Origin of the sequence: Streptomyces sp. NPDC007164, from assembly GCF_040634135.1 — a bacterium.
GTDB lineage: Bacteria > Actinomycetota > Actinomycetes > Streptomycetales > Streptomycetaceae > Streptomyces > Streptomyces sanglieri.
On record NZ_JBEYFB010000007.1, the window covers coordinates 60,080 to 77,379 of the forward strand.

At 70.8% G+C, this 17,300-nt stretch carries 17 protein-coding genes and 1 pseudogene; 11 read left to right on the top strand and 7 right to left on the bottom strand.

Going from position 1 to position 17,300, the window contains the following annotated elements:
- Positions 1–182: 182 nt before the first annotated feature.
- The 8 genes from ABZ622_RS12880 to ABZ622_RS12915 all read left to right on the top strand — a co-directional run bounded on the left by ABZ622_RS12880 (position 183) and on the right by ABZ622_RS12915 (position 11,684).
- Entirely contained in the window at positions 183–2,021 is a 1,839-nt protein-coding gene (locus tag ABZ622_RS12880) for a PQQ-binding-like beta-propeller repeat protein (protein ID WP_360542373.1), read from the top strand.
- A 246-nt stretch (positions 2,022–2,267) separates the two neighbouring features.
- A complete protein-coding gene (locus ABZ622_RS12885; RefSeq protein WP_360542374.1) occupies positions 2,268–4,097 on the top strand; it encodes a PQQ-binding-like beta-propeller repeat protein in 1,830 nt (609 codons plus the stop codon).
- Positions 4,098–4,233: 136 nt separating this feature from the next.
- On the top strand, positions 4,234–6,171 hold the full coding sequence (locus tag ABZ622_RS12890; protein ID WP_360542375.1) for a PQQ-binding-like beta-propeller repeat protein: 1,938 nt from the start codon (positions 4,234–4,236) through the stop codon (positions 6,169–6,171).
- Positions 6,172–6,467: 296 nt separating this feature from the next.
- Positions 6,468–7,160 (top strand): LuxR C-terminal-related transcriptional regulator, encoded by a 693-nt coding sequence (locus ABZ622_RS12895; RefSeq protein WP_360542376.1) that lies wholly within the window; start codon positions 6,468–6,470, stop codon positions 7,158–7,160.
- 139 nt (positions 7,161–7,299) lie between these two features.
- Positions 7,300–8,343, top strand: coding sequence for a galactose-1-phosphate uridylyltransferase (galT, locus tag ABZ622_RS12900; RefSeq protein WP_360542624.1), 1,044 nt, complete (start codon positions 7,300–7,302; stop codon positions 8,341–8,343).
- Positions 8,340–9,320, top strand: coding sequence for a UDP-glucose 4-epimerase GalE (gene galE, locus ABZ622_RS12905; RefSeq protein ID WP_360542377.1), 981 nt, complete (start codon positions 8,340–8,342; stop codon positions 9,318–9,320). Before galT ends, galE begins: the two co-directional genes overlap by 4 nt.
- Complete coding sequence (galK, locus tag ABZ622_RS12910) at positions 9,317–10,504, top strand: galactokinase (protein WP_360542378.1); 1,188 nt, start codon at positions 9,317–9,319, stop codon at positions 10,502–10,504. The genes galE and galK overlap by 4 nt, the downstream gene beginning before the upstream one ends.
- Positions 10,505–10,877: 373 nt before the next feature.
- Complete coding sequence (locus ABZ622_RS12915) at positions 10,878–11,684, top strand: response regulator transcription factor (RefSeq protein ID WP_360542379.1); 807 nt, start codon at positions 10,878–10,880, stop codon at positions 11,682–11,684.
- Here the strand turns inward: ABZ622_RS12915 and ABZ622_RS12920 are convergent.
- Positions 11,643–12,140: a MarR family transcriptional regulator gene (locus ABZ622_RS12920; protein WP_360542380.1), complete on the bottom strand. Its 498-nt coding sequence runs from the start codon at positions 12,138–12,140 to the stop codon at positions 11,643–11,645. The two genes, ABZ622_RS12915 and ABZ622_RS12920, sit on opposite strands and share 42 nt — an antisense overlap.
- Positions 12,141–12,228: 88 nt before the next feature.
- On the opposite strand from ABZ622_RS12920, the gene ABZ622_RS12925 reads away from it, so the two are divergent.
- Positions 12,229–13,029 carry a trans-aconitate 2-methyltransferase gene (locus tag ABZ622_RS12925; protein ID WP_360542381.1) on the top strand — a complete coding sequence of 267 codons (801 nt, stop codon included), beginning with the start codon at positions 12,229–12,231 and terminating at the stop codon, positions 13,027–13,029.
- Positions 13,026–13,388: a VOC family protein gene (locus ABZ622_RS12930; RefSeq protein WP_360542382.1), complete on the top strand. Its 363-nt coding sequence runs from the start codon at positions 13,026–13,028 to the stop codon at positions 13,386–13,388. The genes ABZ622_RS12925 and ABZ622_RS12930 overlap by 4 nt, the downstream gene beginning before the upstream one ends.
- A gap of 13 nt (positions 13,389–13,401) precedes the next feature.
- Here the strand turns inward: ABZ622_RS12930 and ABZ622_RS12935 are convergent, their stop codons facing one another.
- From ABZ622_RS12935 to ABZ622_RS12945, 3 genes are read right to left on the bottom strand one after another with little or no spacing between them, the layout of a single operon-like run.
- Positions 13,402–13,662 carry a hypothetical protein gene (locus ABZ622_RS12935; protein ID WP_329818400.1) on the bottom strand — a complete coding sequence of 87 codons (261 nt, stop codon included), beginning with the start codon at positions 13,660–13,662 and terminating at the stop codon, positions 13,402–13,404.
- Complete coding sequence (locus tag ABZ622_RS12940) at positions 13,659–14,009, bottom strand: DUF6247 family protein (RefSeq protein ID WP_360542383.1); 351 nt, start codon at positions 14,007–14,009, stop codon at positions 13,659–13,661. Before ABZ622_RS12940 ends, ABZ622_RS12935 begins: the two co-directional genes overlap by 4 nt.
- Positions 14,006–14,515, bottom strand: coding sequence for an ATP-binding protein (locus ABZ622_RS12945; RefSeq protein WP_360542626.1), 510 nt, complete (start codon positions 14,513–14,515; stop codon positions 14,006–14,008). The genes ABZ622_RS12940 and ABZ622_RS12945 overlap by 4 nt, the downstream gene beginning before the upstream one ends.
- An 18-nt stretch (positions 14,516–14,533) precedes the next feature.
- Between ABZ622_RS12945 and ABZ622_RS12950 the strand changes: the two are divergent.
- A pseudogene (locus ABZ622_RS12950) lies at positions 14,534–14,635 on the top strand (glyoxalase); the annotation flags it as partial.
- 3 nt (positions 14,636–14,638) lie between these two features.
- On the opposite strand, the gene ABZ622_RS12955 reads toward ABZ622_RS12950, so the two are convergent.
- The 3 genes from ABZ622_RS12955 to ABZ622_RS12965 all read right to left on the bottom strand — a co-directional run bounded on the left by ABZ622_RS12955 (position 14,639) and on the right by ABZ622_RS12965 (position 17,022).
- Positions 14,639–15,241, bottom strand: a complete 603-nt coding sequence (locus tag ABZ622_RS12955; protein WP_360542628.1) for a Uma2 family endonuclease — start codon at positions 15,239–15,241, stop codon at positions 14,639–14,641.
- A 93-nt stretch (positions 15,242–15,334) separates the two neighbouring features.
- Positions 15,335–16,024, bottom strand: a complete 690-nt coding sequence (locus tag ABZ622_RS12960) for a TetR/AcrR family transcriptional regulator (protein WP_266915374.1) — start codon at positions 16,022–16,024, stop codon at positions 15,335–15,337.
- On the bottom strand, positions 16,021–17,022 hold the full coding sequence (locus ABZ622_RS12965) for a fatty acid desaturase (protein WP_360542385.1): 1,002 nt from the start codon (positions 17,020–17,022) through the stop codon (positions 16,021–16,023). Before ABZ622_RS12965 ends, ABZ622_RS12960 begins: the two co-directional genes overlap by 4 nt.
- Positions 17,023–17,300: the final 278 nt, after the last annotated feature.

Here is a 17,300-nt window from a genome sequence, read left to right on the forward strand (position 1 = left end):
CGACCGGTGGCCGAAAAGACGCGGGTGGTACAAAGAAGCCCCGCTCGACAGCCGTAACACCGCGGGATCCATGCCTGATTCGCTCCTTTCCGGGAAGCTCGGGGGTTTCGGCCCCGTGGCGTTCCACGGAATCGCGGGGGAGAACGGACCGGGCACCGGACCGCACGAAGGGGGACGTGCTGATGACCCAGCCGCCCGGCCAGCAACCGCCGCAGGGAGGCTTCGGGGCTCCGTACGAACCACAGCCCGGCTTGTACGGGCCGCCGGTCCAGCCGCCGGCCCAGCCATCCGCCCAGCCATCCGCCCAGCCGCCGGCCCAGCCATCCGCCCAGCCGCCGACCCAGCCGTCGGGTCAGGCCGCCGGCCCGTACGGCACGCAGCCGCCCGGTCCGTACGGGCCGCCGCCCGCCCAGCAGCCGGGTCCGTACGGGCCGCCGCCCGCCCAGCCCGGTCCGTACAACACACCCACGCAGCCCGGTCCGTACAACGCACCGACGCAGCCCGGCCCGTACGGCGTGCCGTCGTCACCGCAGTCCGGTGGCCCCGCGGCCGGCAGCGGCGGTGGCGGGTTCTTCCGGGGCAGGCGGGGAGCGGTCATCGGTGCTGTGCTCGCCGTCGTGCTGCTGGCGGGCGGTGGCGTCTGGCTGGCGACGAGCGGCAGCGACGGGAAGAAGCCCACGGCGAAGACGAGCGCCGACCCCGCACCGGGTCCCTCCACCGGCGAAGGGTCCAAGGGCAAGGGCAAGGAGAAGGACCCGGGGCCGGGCGACCTGCGCGCGGAGGCCGACGGGATCAACGCCAAGCGCAAGGCCGGCGAGGCGAAGGTCCAATGGCTCCAGGAGGGCGGCGTCGACCTGCCCCGCAACGGCGAGAGCGTGTACGGCCCCTGGTTCGTCGGCGACACCGTCGTCAAGGCGATGTTCCACACCGTGTCCGGCTATTCGGTCGCCGACGGCACCGAGAAGTGGAGTCTGCGACTGCCGGGCAAGCTGTGCGGGGCCCCCTCGCAGACCACCGCCGACGGCAAGATCGTCTTCGGGGTACAGAGCGGCAGCGGCAGCCAGGCGGAGTGCAACGGACTCCAGATGGCCGACCTCACGACCGGTAAGGCCGGCTGGTACAAGACCTTCGAGCGGCAGGGCGCCTGGGACCTGCTCTCCGACACCGCGATGGCGATCAACGGCGACACCGTGACCGTCGGGCGCAAGACCAGGACGGACGCCTTCCGGGTCAGCGACGGCAAGGTGCTCTTCGGGAAACTGCCGGGAAACTGCCAGCCGTTCGGCTTCGCGAGCGGACCGCTGGGGATCGCCGCGGCCAGCTGCCAGACGGCGGCCGACGACCACAAGGAACAGCTGGTGGAGCGGATCGACCCGGCCACCGGGAAGGTCCGGTGGACGTACAAGGTCAAGAAGGGCTGGGAGGTCTCGCAGTTCTACTCGGTCAGCCCGCTGGTCGTCTCCCTGAAGAAGGGACAGGACTGGGCCATCGTCATGCTCAACGCGGACGGCACCTACCGCTCCCAGCTGGTCGGCGGCACCGAGAACTACCGGGTGGAGTGCGACACCGATCTCATCACCGGCGGCGGGAACCTCGACAACTGCCTCGGAGTGGCGACCGACGACCGGACGGTCTACCTGGCGACCAAGCTCGGCGAGTCCGACACCACCACCCCCAACAAGGTCGTCGCCTTCGACGTGAGCACCGGTCAGGTCAAATGGAAGGCCGACGCCCCGGCCGGGCAGACCATGATGCCGATGCGGGTGGAGGACGGCCGGCTGCTGGTGTTCGTGGAGTCGTCGACGAGCAGGGCCGGCGCCATCGCGTCGCTGCCGCCGGCCGGTGGCACCCCGCGGATGCTGCTCCGGCACCCGGACGCGGGCGCACGGACCGAGCGCTCTCTCTTCGAGCCCCGGGTCACCTACGTAAACGGCCGTTCTCTCCTGATGAGTACGAGCATCAGCGGGGTCGAGGACGGGGACGAGCAGCGGGCCAAGTCGATGGAGATGTTCGGCAACTGACGGACACCCAGGCGTAACGGAGGCATCACGGGGCGGTTCTCCCTTGGGAACAGGGGGTGGACCGCCCCGGTGCCCGGGGTCTCGCGGGTGGTACAAAGAAGCCCCGCTCGACTGACGTAACACTGCGGGATCCATGCCTGATTCGCTCCTTTCCGGGAAGTTCGGGGGGTTTCGACCCCGTGGCGTTCCACGGAATCGCGGGGGAGAACGGACCGGGCACCGGACCGCACGAAGGGGGACGTGCTGATGACCCAGCCGCCCAGCCAGCAACCGCCGCAGGGAGGCTTCGGCGCGCCGCAGGAGCCGCCGCCGGGAAGTCCTCAGCCGCCCCAGGGCCCGCCGCAGACCCCGCCGCCCGCCCAGCCGGGCTACGGCTATCCGCAGGCCCCCGGCCAGCCGCCGGGCCAGGCCCCCGGCTACGGCTACCCGCAGCAGCCGGGCCAGCAGCCGGGCCAGCAGCCGGGCCCCTACGCCCAGCAGCCGGGTCCGTACGCCCAGCAGCCCGGCCCGTACACCCAGCAGCCGGGCCCCTACACCCAGCAGCCGGGGCCGTACGGGCAGCAGCAGCCCGGCTACGGCTACCCGCAGCAGCAGTACCCCGGCGCACCCGCCCCGAGCGGTCCCGGCGGCGGCCCCTCCAAGCGCAAGCCCGCGATCATCATCGGTGCCGCGGCTGCCGCGCTCCTGGTGATCGGCGGCGGCATCTTCGTCGCCACGAGCGGGGGCGACGACGACAAGAAGCCCGTCGCGAAGGAGAGCGGGGACGCGAAGCCGAGCAGTTCGCCCTCCATCAACGAGGGCAACGGGAACGGCGACGGCGACGGCCGCGAGGGCGACGACGACCTCAACGCCGGACGCAAGTCCGGCGAGGCGAAGGTCCTCTGGCTCCAGAAGAACGACATCGACCTGCCGCGCAACGGCTCCGACGTGTACGGCCCCTGGGTGTCCGGCGACACCATCGTCAGGGGCATGTACCGCTCGGTCTCCGGCTACTCGGTGGCCGACGGCAAGCAGAAGTGGACGCTCGACCTGCCCGCCGACCTGTGCGCGGCGCCCTCGCAGCCCACGGCCAACGGCAAGATCGTCATCGGGGTCAAGGACGGCACCACCGACAAGGCGAACTGTGCCGACCTCCAGATGATCGACCTCGCCACCGGCAAGGCCGGGTGGAAGAAGTCGGTCAAGAAGAACGGCACCTGGGACTTTCTGTCGGACATCTCGCTGGCCATCAGCGGCGACACCGTGACGGTCGGGCGTACCGGAAACTCCAACGCCTACCGGGTCAGTGACGGCAAGGAGCTGTTCGGCAAGCCGTCGGGCACCTGCCAGCCGTTCGCCTTCGCCGGCGGGGCCAAGCTGATCGCCGCCTCCAGCTGCCGCACCGACGACGTCAAGAACCCGCAGCACCAGATCCAGGAGCTCGACCCGGACACGGGGAGGGCCAGGTGGACGTACCGGCCCAAGCGTGGCTGGGAGATCGACAAGGTCTATTCGGTCAGCCCGCTGGTGGTCTCCCTGAAGAAGGACAAGGAGTGGAGCATCCTCGCGCTGAAGAACAACGGCACGCTCCGCACCGGCATCACCAGCGACAAGGGCGACAAGTTCGCACCGGACTGCGGCAGCGCCTTCGCCATCTTCGGCAAGTCCCTCGACGGCTGCACCGGAGTCGCCGCCGACGCCAACACCTTCTACATGGCGACCGCGCCGGACTCCAGCGGCACCGCCCGTACGAACAAGGTCGTGGCGTTCAGCCTGAACACCGGGAAGACCAGGTGGAAGGCCGCCGCCCCGGCCGACCGCACGGTCAAGCCGCTGCGCATGGAGGGCGGCAATGTGCTGCTCTACGTGGAGACCGCCTACGAGAAGGGCGGCGGCATCGCCACCCTCGCACCGACCGGCGGCACCCCGCGGATGCTGCTGCAGCACCCCGCGTCGACGTCCGAGATCGAGCGCGGCTTCTACAACTCGAAGGTCCTCTACGCGGGCGGCCGTTCGTTCATCGCGAGCGGCCGGGTCAGCGCCAGGAACGACAAGGAAGAGCTGGAGACGAAGACCATGATGGCCTTCGGCAACTGACGGCTCACGAGGCCCCTCGACGGCAGAAACCGGCCGTCGCCGGAGCCCCACGGCTCATGACCGGCAGCGGTCGGCGCACGACCGACCGCTGCCGGACCCGTCCCACCGACTCCCTTTCCCCAGAGGTACGTACGCCATGACGCAGCCGCCCCAGCCGCCCAACGATCCGCCCCAGGGCGGATTCGGTGCCCCGCAGGACCCCCCACAGGGCGGGTTCGGCGCTCCGCAGGACCCCCAGCCCGGTGGGTTCGGTGCCCCGACGCCGCCGCCCGCCGACCCGTTCGGCAAGCAGCCGGCCACCCCGCCCGCGGGCGGGTTCGGCGCCCCGACCCCGCCGCCCGCGGACAGCCAGCCGCCCACCGGCGCTCCGCAGCAGCCGGGCCCCGGCTACGGCTACCCGCAGGCCCAGCCGCCGCAGCCCGGTTACGGCTACCCGCAGGGCCAGCCGCCGCAGCCCGGCTACGGCTACCCGCAGGCGCCGGTGCCCGGACAGCCGCAGCAGGGCTACGGATTCCCGCAGGGCATGCCGCCCGGCCAGCCGCCGCAGCAGGGGTACGGCTACCAGACCACCCCGATGCAGCAGCCGCAGCTGCCCCAGCAGGACGGGAACGGCGGCAAGAAGTTCAGCACCCAGATGCAGATCATCGTCGCCGCCTCGGTGGCCGTGGTGCTGATCGTGGCCGGCGGCATCTGGTACTCCTCCGGCGGTGACGACGGCAAGAAGGACGAGGCGTCCCGGTCCGGCGGCACCACCACCGAGGGCAAGGGCGGCCAGGGCGGCGGCAACGCCGTCGACGGCGCCGGCAAGGAGAAGGCCCCCGCGGACCCCAAGTCCAAGGTCGCCTTCCAGCTGCCGCTGCCCAAGGTCACCGACGTCACCAAGGTCGACGGCTCCTGGCTGACCGACAAGGCGTACGTGAAGACCGGTCTGAACGAGATCGTCGCCTACGACCCGGCCAAGGGCACCAAGCTCTGGTCGATCCCGCTGGCGGGCCAGGTCTGCGCCGCGTCCCGGCACATGTCCAAGGACTTCAAGACCGCGATCGCCTTCGAGCAGAGCAAGCCGACCAAGGCGACCAAGTACCAGCCGTGCAACCAGGTCGGCGGGCTCGACCTCGCCACCGGCAAACTGCTGTGGAGCAAGTCGGTGACCGCCGCCACCAGCGGTGACGCGGAGGTCAGGTTCGACGAGGTCACGCTCAGCGGCACCACGGTCGCCGCGGGCGGAACCGAGGGCGGCGCCGCCTTCGACCTCAACACCGGCGCCGAGCGCTGGAAGCCCAAGGCCACCACCGACGGCTGCTACGACAAGGGGTACGGCGGCGGCGAAGCGCTCGCGGTGGTCCGCAAGTGCGGTACGTACGACGACCCGCAGCTCGTCATCCAGGCACTGGACCCCACCACCGGGTCCCCGATCTCCTCGTTCAAGATGCCGCCCGGTGTCGAGTACGCGAGCATCGTCTCCACCAAGCCGCTGGTCGTCGCGGCCGATGTCGGCGACACCGCCGGTGACGGCAGCGGCATCTCGGACTTCTTCTCGATCGACTCCTCCACCGGCAAGCTGCTCACCCGGATCGCGGCGGACGGCGAGAAGTACGCCGCGCGCTGCGCCTCCACCGAGGTCGAGAGCTGCAGCCAGCTGGCCGTCGGCAACAACCGCATCTACGTGCCGACCGAGGACCACGAGGGCACCGGCGAGTACGGCGACACCAACGAGATCGTCTCCTTCGACCTCACCACCGGCAAGCCGACCAGTGACAGGGCCGACGCGGGCGACCGCTACACGATGTTCCCGATCCGCATGGACGGCGGCAACATCATCGCCTACCGGGTTCCCCCGTACGACAAGGGCGGCCAGGTCGTCTCCATCGACGGCGCCACGTTCAAGCAGACGGTGCTGATGGAGAACCCGAGCGACGAGTCGATCCGGGACGCGGAGACCAGCTTCACGCCGGACTACACCGAGTTCCGCTACAGCGACGGGCACCTGTTCCTGTCCAGCATGATGGTCAGCAAGCCGAGCGGTTCGCTGGACGCGAGCCGCCGACTGGCGGTCAGCTTCAGCAGGCCGTAAGCCGTAACAGCAGGCCGCACGCATGCGGGGGTGGTGTCCGGCGACGGGCACCACCCCCGCGCACGTTCCGGGCCGGCCGCACGGGCCCTCCGGAAGTGATCCGTAACGGTCGGCAGGCCGATCACAACGGCGACCAGTCGGACACGGCGCACCATCAACCGGTCCCGAACACGCGCCGATCCGTCGTTGCGGCTCCTTTTGGCCGGTAAGACGCCCGCGGCGTCGAACAAGCGTGTAGCTTGCCGGGTCAGGAAGGCCGGGGGGCCCGGTGTGCCGGTGCAACGGGGGTGTGCTCGATGGGCGTGCGGCTCATGGTGGTCGATGATCACAGACTGCTCGCCGAGGCACTCGCCTCGGCGCTGAAACTGCGGGGCCACCGGGTCCTCGCGGCCGCCGCACCGACGTCGGGGGCGGCGGATCTGGTGGTCAGCAGGGCCCCGGACGTCTGCCTGTTCGGCACCGCGGCGCCGGCCGAACCCGGCGCCTTCGACCCGATCGTACGGATCCGGCGCGAGCGCCCGCAGGTGGCCGTCGTGGTGCTCGGACCGGTGCCCAGCCCGCGCGGGATCGCGGCCGCCTTCGCGGCGGGGGCCGCGGGATACGTCCGCCACGACGAGCGCATGGAAGGCGTCGAGCGGGCGATGGTCAAGGCGCGCGCCGGAGAGACGGCGGTGGCGCCGCAGCTCCTTCAGGGCGCCTTCGCCGAACTGCTCAATCCCGCCGCCGCGCCGGACGACGAGGGGCAGCGGCTGCTCCAGATGCTCACCCCGCGCGAGGTCGAGGTCCTGGTGCGGGTCGCCGAGGGCGAGGACACCCGGCTGATCGCGGCCGGGATGCTGATCGCGCCCAGCACCGCGCGCACGCATGTGCAGCGGGTGCTGATGAAGCTGGGCGTCGGCTCCCGGCTGGAGGCCGCGGCGCTCGCGGCCCGTACCGGGCTGCTGGACCGCGCGGCACCGACCGAGCCGCCGGGGCAGCCGAAGAGCTGAGCCGCCGCTCGTTCCCCCGGACATAACGAACACCACGCACGGGCCACGCGCTCTGCGTGGGCCACTCATTGACGTCATTGTTGAGTTGTGGTTCATTGTGTTTGTTTATGTTTGGAGGAACCTGGTGAAGAGGAACCTGGTGAAGAAGACGGTTACGACGCTCGCCGACGGCCGGGAGCTGCTCTACTACGACAGCCGCGACGACATCGTCCGCGACGCCGTCGACCGACGCCCCCTCGACCCGGTCTCGACCTCGTCCGAGATCCGTCGGGACCCGTTCCTCGGCGACAGCGTCGCCATCGCCTCGCACCGCCAGGGCCGCATCTACCACCCGCCGGCCGACGAGTGCCCGCTCTGCCCCTCGCGGGACGGCCGGCGGAGCGAGATTCCCGAGGCCGACTACGACGTCGCCGTCTTCGAGAACCGCTTCCCCTCGCTCGCCGGTGACTCCGGCCGCTGCGAGGTCGTCTGCTTCACCTCCGACCACGACGCGTCGTTCGCCGACCTCACCGAGGAGCAGGCCGCCCTGGTCCTGTCGGCCTGGACCGACCGCACCGCCGAACTGGCCGGACTCCCGCAGGTCAAGCAGGTGTTCTGCTTCGAGAACCGGGGCGCCGAGATCGGCGTCACGCTCGGCCACCCGCACGGGCAGATCTACGCGTACCCCTTCGTCACCCCGCGCACCGAGCTGATGTTCCGCTCGATGGCGGCCCACCGCGCCGAGACCGGCGGCAACCTCTTCGACGACGTGGTGGCCCGCGAGGAGAAGGACGGCTCCCGGATCGTCATCGACGGCGAGCACTGGGTCGCCTTCGTGCCGTACGCCGCGCACTGGCCGTACGAGGTCCATCTCCACCCCCGCCGCCGCGTCCCCGACCTGCGAGAGCTCGACGAGGCCGCGCGCACGGAGTTCCCACAGATCTATCTGGAACTCTTGAGGCGATTCGACCGGATCTTCGGCCCCGGCGAGCCGCCGACCCCGTACATCTCGGCCTGGCACCAGGCCCCGTTCGGGGTCCCCGGACGGGAGGACTTCGGGCTCCATCTGGAGCTTTTCACCATTCGACGTACCTCCGGCAAGCTGAAGTTCCTCGCGGGTTCCGAATCCGGCATGAACGTGTTCATCAACGATGTGCCGCCGGAGGCCGCGGCCCAGCGACTGCGAGAGGTAGCGAGCGAGTGAGCAAGCCCCAGAAGAAGTACCTGGTCACGGGCGGCGCGGGATACGTCGGCAGCGTGGTCGCCCAGCATCTGCTGGAGGCCGGGCACGCGGTCACCGTTCTCGACGACCTGTCGACCGGGTTCCGGGAGGGCGTCCCGGCCGGTGCCGAGTTCATCGAGGGCCGCATCCAGGACGCCGCGAAGTGGCTGGACGCCTCCTACGACGGGGTGCTGCACTTCGCCGCGTACTCCCAGGTCGGCGAGTCCGTCGTGGACCCGGAGAAGTACTGGGTGAACAACGTCGGCGGCTCCCTCGCACTGCTCGCCGCGATGCGCGACGCCGGGGTGCGCACCCTGGTCTTCTCCTCCACCGCCGCCACCTACGGCGAACCGGCCACCACCCCCATCACCGAGTCCGACGCGACCGCGCCCACCAACCCCTACGGCGCCACCAAACTCGCCGTCGACCACATGATCACCGGCGAGGCGGCCGCGCACGGCCTGGCCGCGGTCTCGCTGCGCTACTTCAACGTGGCCGGGGCGTACGGCAGTTGCGGGGAGCGGCACGACCCCGAGTCGCACCTCATCCCGCTGGTCCTCCAGGTCGCGCTCGGCCGGCGCGAGTCGATCTCCGTGTACGGCGACGACTACCCGACCCCCGACGGCACCTGCGTCCGCGACTACATCCATGTCGCCGACCTGGCCGAGGCCCACCTGCTGGCGCTGGACGCGGCCACCGCGGGCGAGCATCTCATCTGCAACCTCGGCAACGGCAACGGCTTCTCGGTGCGCGAGGTCATCGAGACCGTCCGCGAGGTCACCGGCCACCCCGTCCCGGAGACCGCGGCCCCCCGCCGCGCCGGTGACCCCGCCGTGCTGGTCGCCTCCGCCGCCACCGCCAGGGAGCGGCTCGGCTGGACGCCGTCCCGCGCCGACCTGACCGGAATCGTCACCGACGCCTGGACGTTCGCCCGCCGAGAGGAGCCCACCGCCCCATGACCGAGAACACCGGGCCGACCGCCGCCCGCACCGAGCTGACCGCCTCCTTCGCCGAGCTGTACGGCCGCGCGCCCGAAGGGATCTGGGCGGCCCCCGGCCGGGTCAACCTGATCGGCGAGTACACCGACTTCAACGACGGCTTCGTGATGCCGCTCGCGCTGCCGCACACCGCACTCGCGGCCGTCGCCCGCCGCACCGACGGCGAACTGCGGCTGCACTCCACCGACGTACCCGGCGGCGTCGTCCAGCTCCGGCTCGACGAACTGGCCCCGCGCCAGGGGCACGGCTGGGCCGCGTACCCCGCCGGAGTCGTCTGGGCGCTGCGCGAGGCCGGCCACCCGGTCACCGGGGCGGACATCCAGCTCACCTCCACGGTCCCCACCGGCGCCGGCCTGTCCTCCTCCGCCGCGCTGGAGGTCGTCACCGCGCTCGCCCTGAACGACCTCTTCGAACTCGGGCTCTCCGCCCCCGAGTTGGCGGTTCTCGGCCAGCGCGCCGAGAACGACTTCGTGGGCGTGCCCTGCGGGGTCATGGACCAGATGGCGTCCGCCTGCTGCACCGAGGGCAACGCCCTCCACCTCGACACCCGCGATCTCACCCGGCGCCAGATCCCCTTCGACCTGGCCGCCCACGGACTGCGGCTGCTCGTGGTCGACACCCAGGTCAAGCACGCGCTCGGCGACGGCGCCTACGCCGAACGGCGGGCCGGCTGCGAGGCGGGCGCGGCGGCGCTCGGCGTACGGACGCTGCGCGAGGTGCCCTACGACGGCCTCGGCGCGGCCCTGGACACCCTGACCGGGGCCGGCGTCGACGAGTCCGTGGTGCGCTACGTACGCCATGTGGTCAGCGACAACGCGCGGGTGGAGCAGGTCATCGCGCTGCTCGACGCGGGCGATGTGCGGGCCGCGGGCCCGGTCCTGAACGCCGGGCACGTCTCGCTCCGCGACGATCTGCGGGTCTCCTGCCCGGAGCTGGACCTGGTGGTGTCGGCGGCGAACGAGGCCGGGGCGCTCGGCGCGCGGATGACCGGTGGCGGCTTCGGCGGCTCGGCGATCGTGCTGGTGGCGGAGGAACAGGCGGACACGGTCGCCAAGTCGGTGCTGGAGGCGTTCGCCGCGGCGGGCCACACGGCCCCGCGGATCTTCCCGGCGGTACCCTCGGCGGGCGCCCGCCGGATCGTCTGAGGACGTCCGCCGCCTTGTCCGAGGACGTCCGCCGCCCTGTCCGAGGGCGTCCGCAGCCTTGTCCGAGGGCGCCCGGCTGAGCCCCTCCCACCCCGGCACACCACACGAGTCACACCCGAACACCCGCCCGACACCGGTCAGTTCTGTGAATCACCTTGCGCCGGGGCCCGCCGGTCGTACCCTGATGCACAGCACCGGTGGGGGCCGGTGCTGATTCAGGGGTACGAGACAGCCGGGTACGGCACCTGGGGCGGGCAGCAGTCGACACACGGCGGCGGCCGTGGGACTGCGGTCCATTCACCGATCCGGGTGCCGTCCCCGCGCTGGCCGGTCCCTTCGGTGGGCCCGGGGGTGGCCCAGGAACAGACGCGGCATGGGGGTGCCTGTGGTTCGTATCCGGGTTCTCGTGGTGGACGACCACCGTATTTTCGCCGAGTCGCTCGCAGCGGCGCTCGCGGCCGAGCCGGACGTGGATGTGGCGGCGGCGGGCAGCGGCCCCGCCGCGTTACGGTGCCTGGAGCGGGCCGCCGCCGAGGGGCGCGGCTACGACGTGATGCTGATCGACGCCGAGCTGGGCATCCTGGGCGCGGCGGGGGGCCGGCGGGCACCCGTACCGGTTCCCGCCGACGGGGAGAGCGCCCAGGTGGACGGCATCTCCCTGGTGGCCGGGGTCCGTTCGGGCCGGCCGGCCGTGCGCACGGTGGTGCTGGCCGAGAAGGACGATCCGGTCCGGGCCGCGCAGGCGCTTCAGGCCGGGGCGTCGGGCTGGGTCGCCAAGGACTGCTCGCTGCAACGGCTGCTCACCGTCATCCGGGGCGTGCTGCGGGACGAGACGCATCTGCCCCCGGCGCTGCTCACCGGAGTGCTGCGGGAGCTGACGGCGGCGCGCAAGCACCGCACCGAGAGTGAGCAGCTGGTCGAGTCGCTGACCCCGCGCGAACGCGAGGTGCTGCGCTGCATGGTGGCGGGTCTGGGCCGCAAGGCGGTGGCCGAGCGGCTCTTCCTCTCCCCGCACACGGTCCGTACCCATATGCAGAACGTGCTGGGGAAGCTGGGTGTGCACTCCACCCTGGCCGCGGTCGCCCTGGCCCGGCGCGCGGGCGTCGGGCCGGCCGAGCCGGGCCCGGCGAGCCCGGCGCTAACCGGGGATGTTGTCGAACGGGGCGGTCAACTGGCGTAGCAGTCCGGCCAGTTCGCCCCGCTGCTGGGTGGAGAGCTCGCTCAGGATGGTGCGCTCCTGGGCCAGCAGTCCGGCCAGCGACTGGTCGGCCTTGTCGCGGCCCTCGGCGGTGAGCCGGACGAGCACGCCGCGGCGGTCGCTGGGGTCGGGGAGACGCTCGACGAGGTTCTTCTTGGTCAGCCGGTCGATGCGGTTGGTCATCGTGCCGGAGGTGACCAGTGTCTGGGTGAGGAGCTGGCCGGGGGAGAGCTGATAGGGGGCGCCCGCGCGACGCAGCGACGTCAGTACGTCGAACTCCCAGGGCTCCAGATTGTGCTCGGAGAAGGCGATCCGGCGGGCCCGGTCCAGATGGCGGGCCAGGCGGGAGACGCGGCTGAGCACCTCGAGTGGTTCCACGTCGAGGTCGGGGCGCTCTCGGCGCCATGCAGCGACCAGTCGGTCGACCTCGTCCTCCATGTGGATCAGTGTAGATGGTCTGTCGACATGAAGTCTCTTGAATTCAAGTGTCTTGACATCAAGATATTTTCGACGTGATCCTGGACCCATGACCGCACCCACCTGGGACCCGCAGCAGTACCTGCGCCACGCAGACCACCGCACCCGCCCCTTCCTCGACATCCTCGCCCGCATCCCCGACCTCCCGGTCACCCCCGCACCTCGGATCGCCGACCTCGGCTGCGGCGCCGGCAACGTCACCGTCCTGCTCGCCGACCGCTGGCCGGCAGCCCGCATCACCGGCTACGACAACTCCCCGCAGATGCTCGAACGGGCCCGCGCCCACGCCGGCCCCCACCTGGACTTCGCCGAGGCCGACGCCACCACCTGGACCCCCGCCCAGCCCCACGACCTCATCGTCTCCAACGCCCTCCTCCAGTGGGTCCCCGGCCACACCGCCCGCTTCCCCGCCTGGCTGGACGCGATCACCCCCGGCGGCACCTTCGCCTTCCAGGTCCCCGGCAACTTCGACCAGCCCAGCCACGTACTGATGCGCGAACTCGCCGCCTCCCCACGCTGGCGCACCCGCCTCGCCGGCGAACTGCGCCACGCCGACGCCGTACTCACCCCCACCGCCTACCTCGACACGCTGACCGCCCCCGGCATCACGGCGGACGTCTGGGAGACCACGTACCTCCATCTCCTCCACGGTCAGGACCCGGTCCTCGACTGGGTGAAGGGCACCGGCCTGCGCCCCGTCCTGACCGCCCTCGCCGACGACCCCGAGGCCCGCGACGCCTTCCTCACCGAATACCGCGACCTGCTGCGCACCGCCTACCCCCAGGGCCCGCACGGCACGGTCTTCCCGTTCCGCCGCGTCTTCGCCGTCGCCCACAAGGAGAAGCGATGATCGCCGCCGTCGACCACGTACAGCTCGCCGCCCCGGAGGGTTCCGAGGACACCCTGCGCACCTACTACGCCGACACCCTCGGCATGACCGAGATCCCCAAGCCCCCGGCCCTCGCGGCCCGCGGCGGCTGCTGGTTCCGGGCGGGCCCGGTCCAGCTCCACCTGGGCATCGAACAGGACTTCCGCCCGGCGAAGAAGGCCCACCCCGGGCTGCGCGTCACGGACATCGAGGCGTACGCGGCCCGGCTGGAGGAGCGGGGCGCCGAAGTGCGCTGGGACGACGACCTGCCGGGCCACCGGCGCTTCTACAGCCACGACCCGGTGGGCAACCGGCTGGAGTTCCTGGAACCGGCCACCTGACGAGCAGCCGGTCTCAGCCGTACCAGGTGACGTTGCAAACATAGACGCACTCATGGCGCGGGACGGCAAGAAAACTGATGAACCCGCGTCCGCCCATGATGTCGAATTCTCTGAGACCTCCCTCTCTGTCGAGCGGCCTGCCGACCTTCACCGCATCGTGCCCGAGCGCGGCGAGCTCAGTGGCGAGTCGCTCGACTTCCGCCACGACGCCGGGTGGCAATCCACCGGTGATGTATTCCGCGCTCGGGTTGTAGTCCCACGTCCAGCCGTTCACCGCAGTCCGGCCTCCGCTTCCGCTGCCTCATGGATACGCCGTATCTCGGTGATCGCTTCGGCCGGGTCTTCTTCGCCCCCGTCCACGATTCGCTCCAGCGCATGCAGCCGGGCGGCTTGCTCGGGATGCCGCTCGATCGCCACGAACACGGCCCAGGAGTGGATGAACGCCCTCAGCGGAGCGAGGCTCTGTGTCTGCTGCGCGTTCGTCGTGGCCTCGAAAAGATGCTGAGTGAGCGCGGGAATGCGGCTGGGGGCGATCCGCGCGACCGCTGCCCGCAAGGCGTCGGGCGTGAGCTCAGGCATGGGGATCAGCGGTCCGTACGGGCTGTCGCTCTGTGCGCTCACGGTGACCTCCGGTGCGGGTGATTCGGCCTTCGTTCGTACGGTACCGGCAGCGGCACCAAGGGGATGTCCGCCTGGTGCGGCCGACCGGGCGGAGCCTGTCCGTGTCCGGTGCCGACCTCGGCCCGGACGAACAGACCGCCGCATACGCGCCGCTGGGCCCAGTCGGTGGCCAGGACGTCGACGATCAGCAGCCCGCGTCCGTCCTCCCGGTCCAGCGATGGCGCGCCCGCCGCGGTCGCACGGCCCTGCCCCTCGTCGAGCACTCCGACGACGGCCGCCCGAGCGGCGCGGAACAGCACAACGGTGATGGACCGGCTCGCACTGTGCTCCAGGGCGTTGCCGGCGAGTTCTCCGGTGATCAGTTCCAGAGCGTCCACTGTGTCCGGCGGCAGACCCCAGGACCGGGCCGTCGTCGTTACGTAACAGCGGGCCGCAGCGGCCGGCCTGGTGCCGGAAGCACGTGCGGTCCCCTGGCGGGACAGGTCGACGAAGATCCAGTTCCGCACACCAGAAGGCGGGCCACCGCACCGGTGCGGTGGGACGACGACCTGCCGGGCCACCGGCGCTTCTTCAGCCACGACCCGGTGGGCAACCGGCTGGAGTTCCTGGAGCGGACGGACGGCTGACCGTCACAGCTCGTCCAGCGCCTCCCGGGTGATGTCGATGTCGATCGGGAACGGCACGCCCGTCTTGAGACGGTCGTGGTGGATTCCCGTCAGGGCGTACGCCTTGGACACCGGGTCCAGCTCGTACACCCGCACCACCGGGTGGTTGTCGGTGCCGGCCATGTCGACCAGCCAGAAGTTCGGGATGCCGGCCGAGGCGTACTTCCCCGGCTTGGTGTCGCGGTCGCGGGCCTCGGAGTCGGGCGATACGACCTCCACGGCGAGCAGGACATCGGAGGCCTGGAAACGGGTCAGGCCGGGTCCGGTGACCGCGTCGGAGCGGACGACGGAGACGTCGGGCTCGGGCACGTTGCGACGGTCCAGGACGACCGACATCTCCCGAACCGCCTTGAGCTCACGTGGTGCGGAGCTCCGCAGGCCGCTTACCAACAGGTCGATCATGCAGCTGTGGAAAAAGCGCTGTGGACTCACGAAAACCAGGCTCCCGTCGAGCAACTCCGTGTGCGGCGGGAGATCGGGCAAGGTGAACAGATCGTCCACCGTGTATCCGTCCTGGGGCGGCACCGGCCAGCGGGAGCTGTGCGCGGTGAACGGCTCGGCGGTCATGATTCCTCCCATGGACGGGATTCTTGGCCCTGCGGACCACAGTAGGGGCCGATTCCCCGAGCCGTCATCACATCGGGTGACCGACCCCCACGCTCAGCTCTTGCGGTGCCCTATCAGCCTCGGCTTCGACTCCAGGTTCTCCAGGCCGTGCCAGGCCAGATTCACCAGATGCGCGGCGACCTCCGACTTCTTCGGCTTACGGGCGTTCACCCACCACTGGCCGGTCAGGGCGACCATGCCGACCAGCGCCTGCGCGTACAGCGGGGCCAGCTTCGGGTCGAAACCGCGGGCCTTGAACTCCAGGCCCAGGATGTCCTCCACCTGGGTGGCGATATCGCTGATCAGGGACGCGAAGGTGCCCGTCGACTGCGCCACCGGGGAGTCGCGGACCAGGATGCGGAACCCGTCCGTGTACGTCTCGATGTAGTCCAGCAGGGCGAACGCCGCCTGCTCCAGGAGCTCGCGCGGGTGGCCCGCGGTCAGCGCGCTCGTGACCATGTCCAGGAGCTGACGCATCTCACGGTCGACCACAACGGCGTACAGGCCCTCCTTGCCGCCGAAGTGCTCGTACACGACCGGCTTGGAGACCCCCGCACGGGAGGCGATCTCCTCGACCGAGGTGCCCTCGAAGCCCTTGTCGGCGAAGAGCGTACGACCGATGTCCAGCAACTGCTCGCGGCGCTCCTTGCCGGTCATCCGCACCCGGCGGGTACGCCGGGTGGAAGAGGAAGGACGGTTTTTCTCGCTGCTGGTGCTGGAGTCGGTCGCCACGTCGTCAATCATGCCGCGTCGGCACGCTCGGGGTCGCGCCGGGCGTCGATACGCCGGGACTCGATCCGGGCGGAGTCCGGCCAGCGCACGTCGTGCGCCCATCCCAGCTTCTCGAACCAGCGGATCAGCCGGGCACTCGAATCGATCTGTCCGCGCATCACGCCGTGCCGGGCACTCGTCGGATCGGCGTGGTGCAGGTTGTGCCAGGACTCGCCGCACGACAGGACCGCCAGCCACCACACATTGCCGGACCGGTCCCGCGACTTGAACGGGCGCTTGCCGACCGCGTGACAGATCGAGTTGATCGACCAGGTGACGTGGTGCAGCAGAGCCACCCGGACCAGCGAGCCCCAGAAGAAGGCCGTCGCCGCACCCCACCACGACATCGTCACCAGACCCCCCACCAGCGGCGGCAGCGCCAGCGACACGGCCGTGAACGTCATGAAGTGGCGGGAGACGCCGCGCAGCGCCGGGTCCTTGATCAGATCGGGGGCGTACTTCTGCTGCGGAGTCTGCTCCTCGTCGAACATCCACCCGATGTGGGCCCACCACAGGCCCTTCAGCAGCGCAGGCAGGCTCTCACCGAAACGCCACGGCGAATGCGGATCACCCTCCGCGTCCGAGAAACGGTGATGCTTGCGATGGTCGGCCACCCACCGCACCAGCGGACCCTCCACGGCCAGCGAACCCGCCACCGCCAGCGCGATACGGAGCGGACGCTTCGCCTTGAAGGAACCATGCGTGAAATAGCGGTGGAAACCGATCGTGATGCCGTGGCAGCCAATGAAATACATCGCCACGAGCAGACCCAGATCGAGCCAGCTCACACCGCGGCCCCAGGCCAACGGCACCGCCGCGACCAGCGCCACGAACGGCACCACGATGAACAGCAGCAGTGCGAACTGCTCGATCGACCGTTTGTTGTCCCCGCCGAGCGTGGCGGAGGGAAGAGTGTGATCGCCGGCCGCCGGTGGCTGGGCGTCGTCGATCACGGCGGGGCTGGTGTTCATGGGGGGTCCCCTGGGGATGAGGAATGCGACGGACAGCTCTGGCTACGCATCCGTAACCTACGGCAACGTAAGTATGGCAGCGGAACCACACATCGCACGAGAGCGCGGCGAGCCGCCCATCGAGCAGAAACCCGATCGGGCCGAGATCGGCGCCGACGGAGCGGACACCTATCCTGGTGGGGTCGGACAGCGCGGTCCGCACTCTGCTTTCCCGGGGTGGCGTCAGCACCGCTGCCTGTCGCGGCCCCGGAGACCCCTGTGGCCGCTGCTTGCCGCGG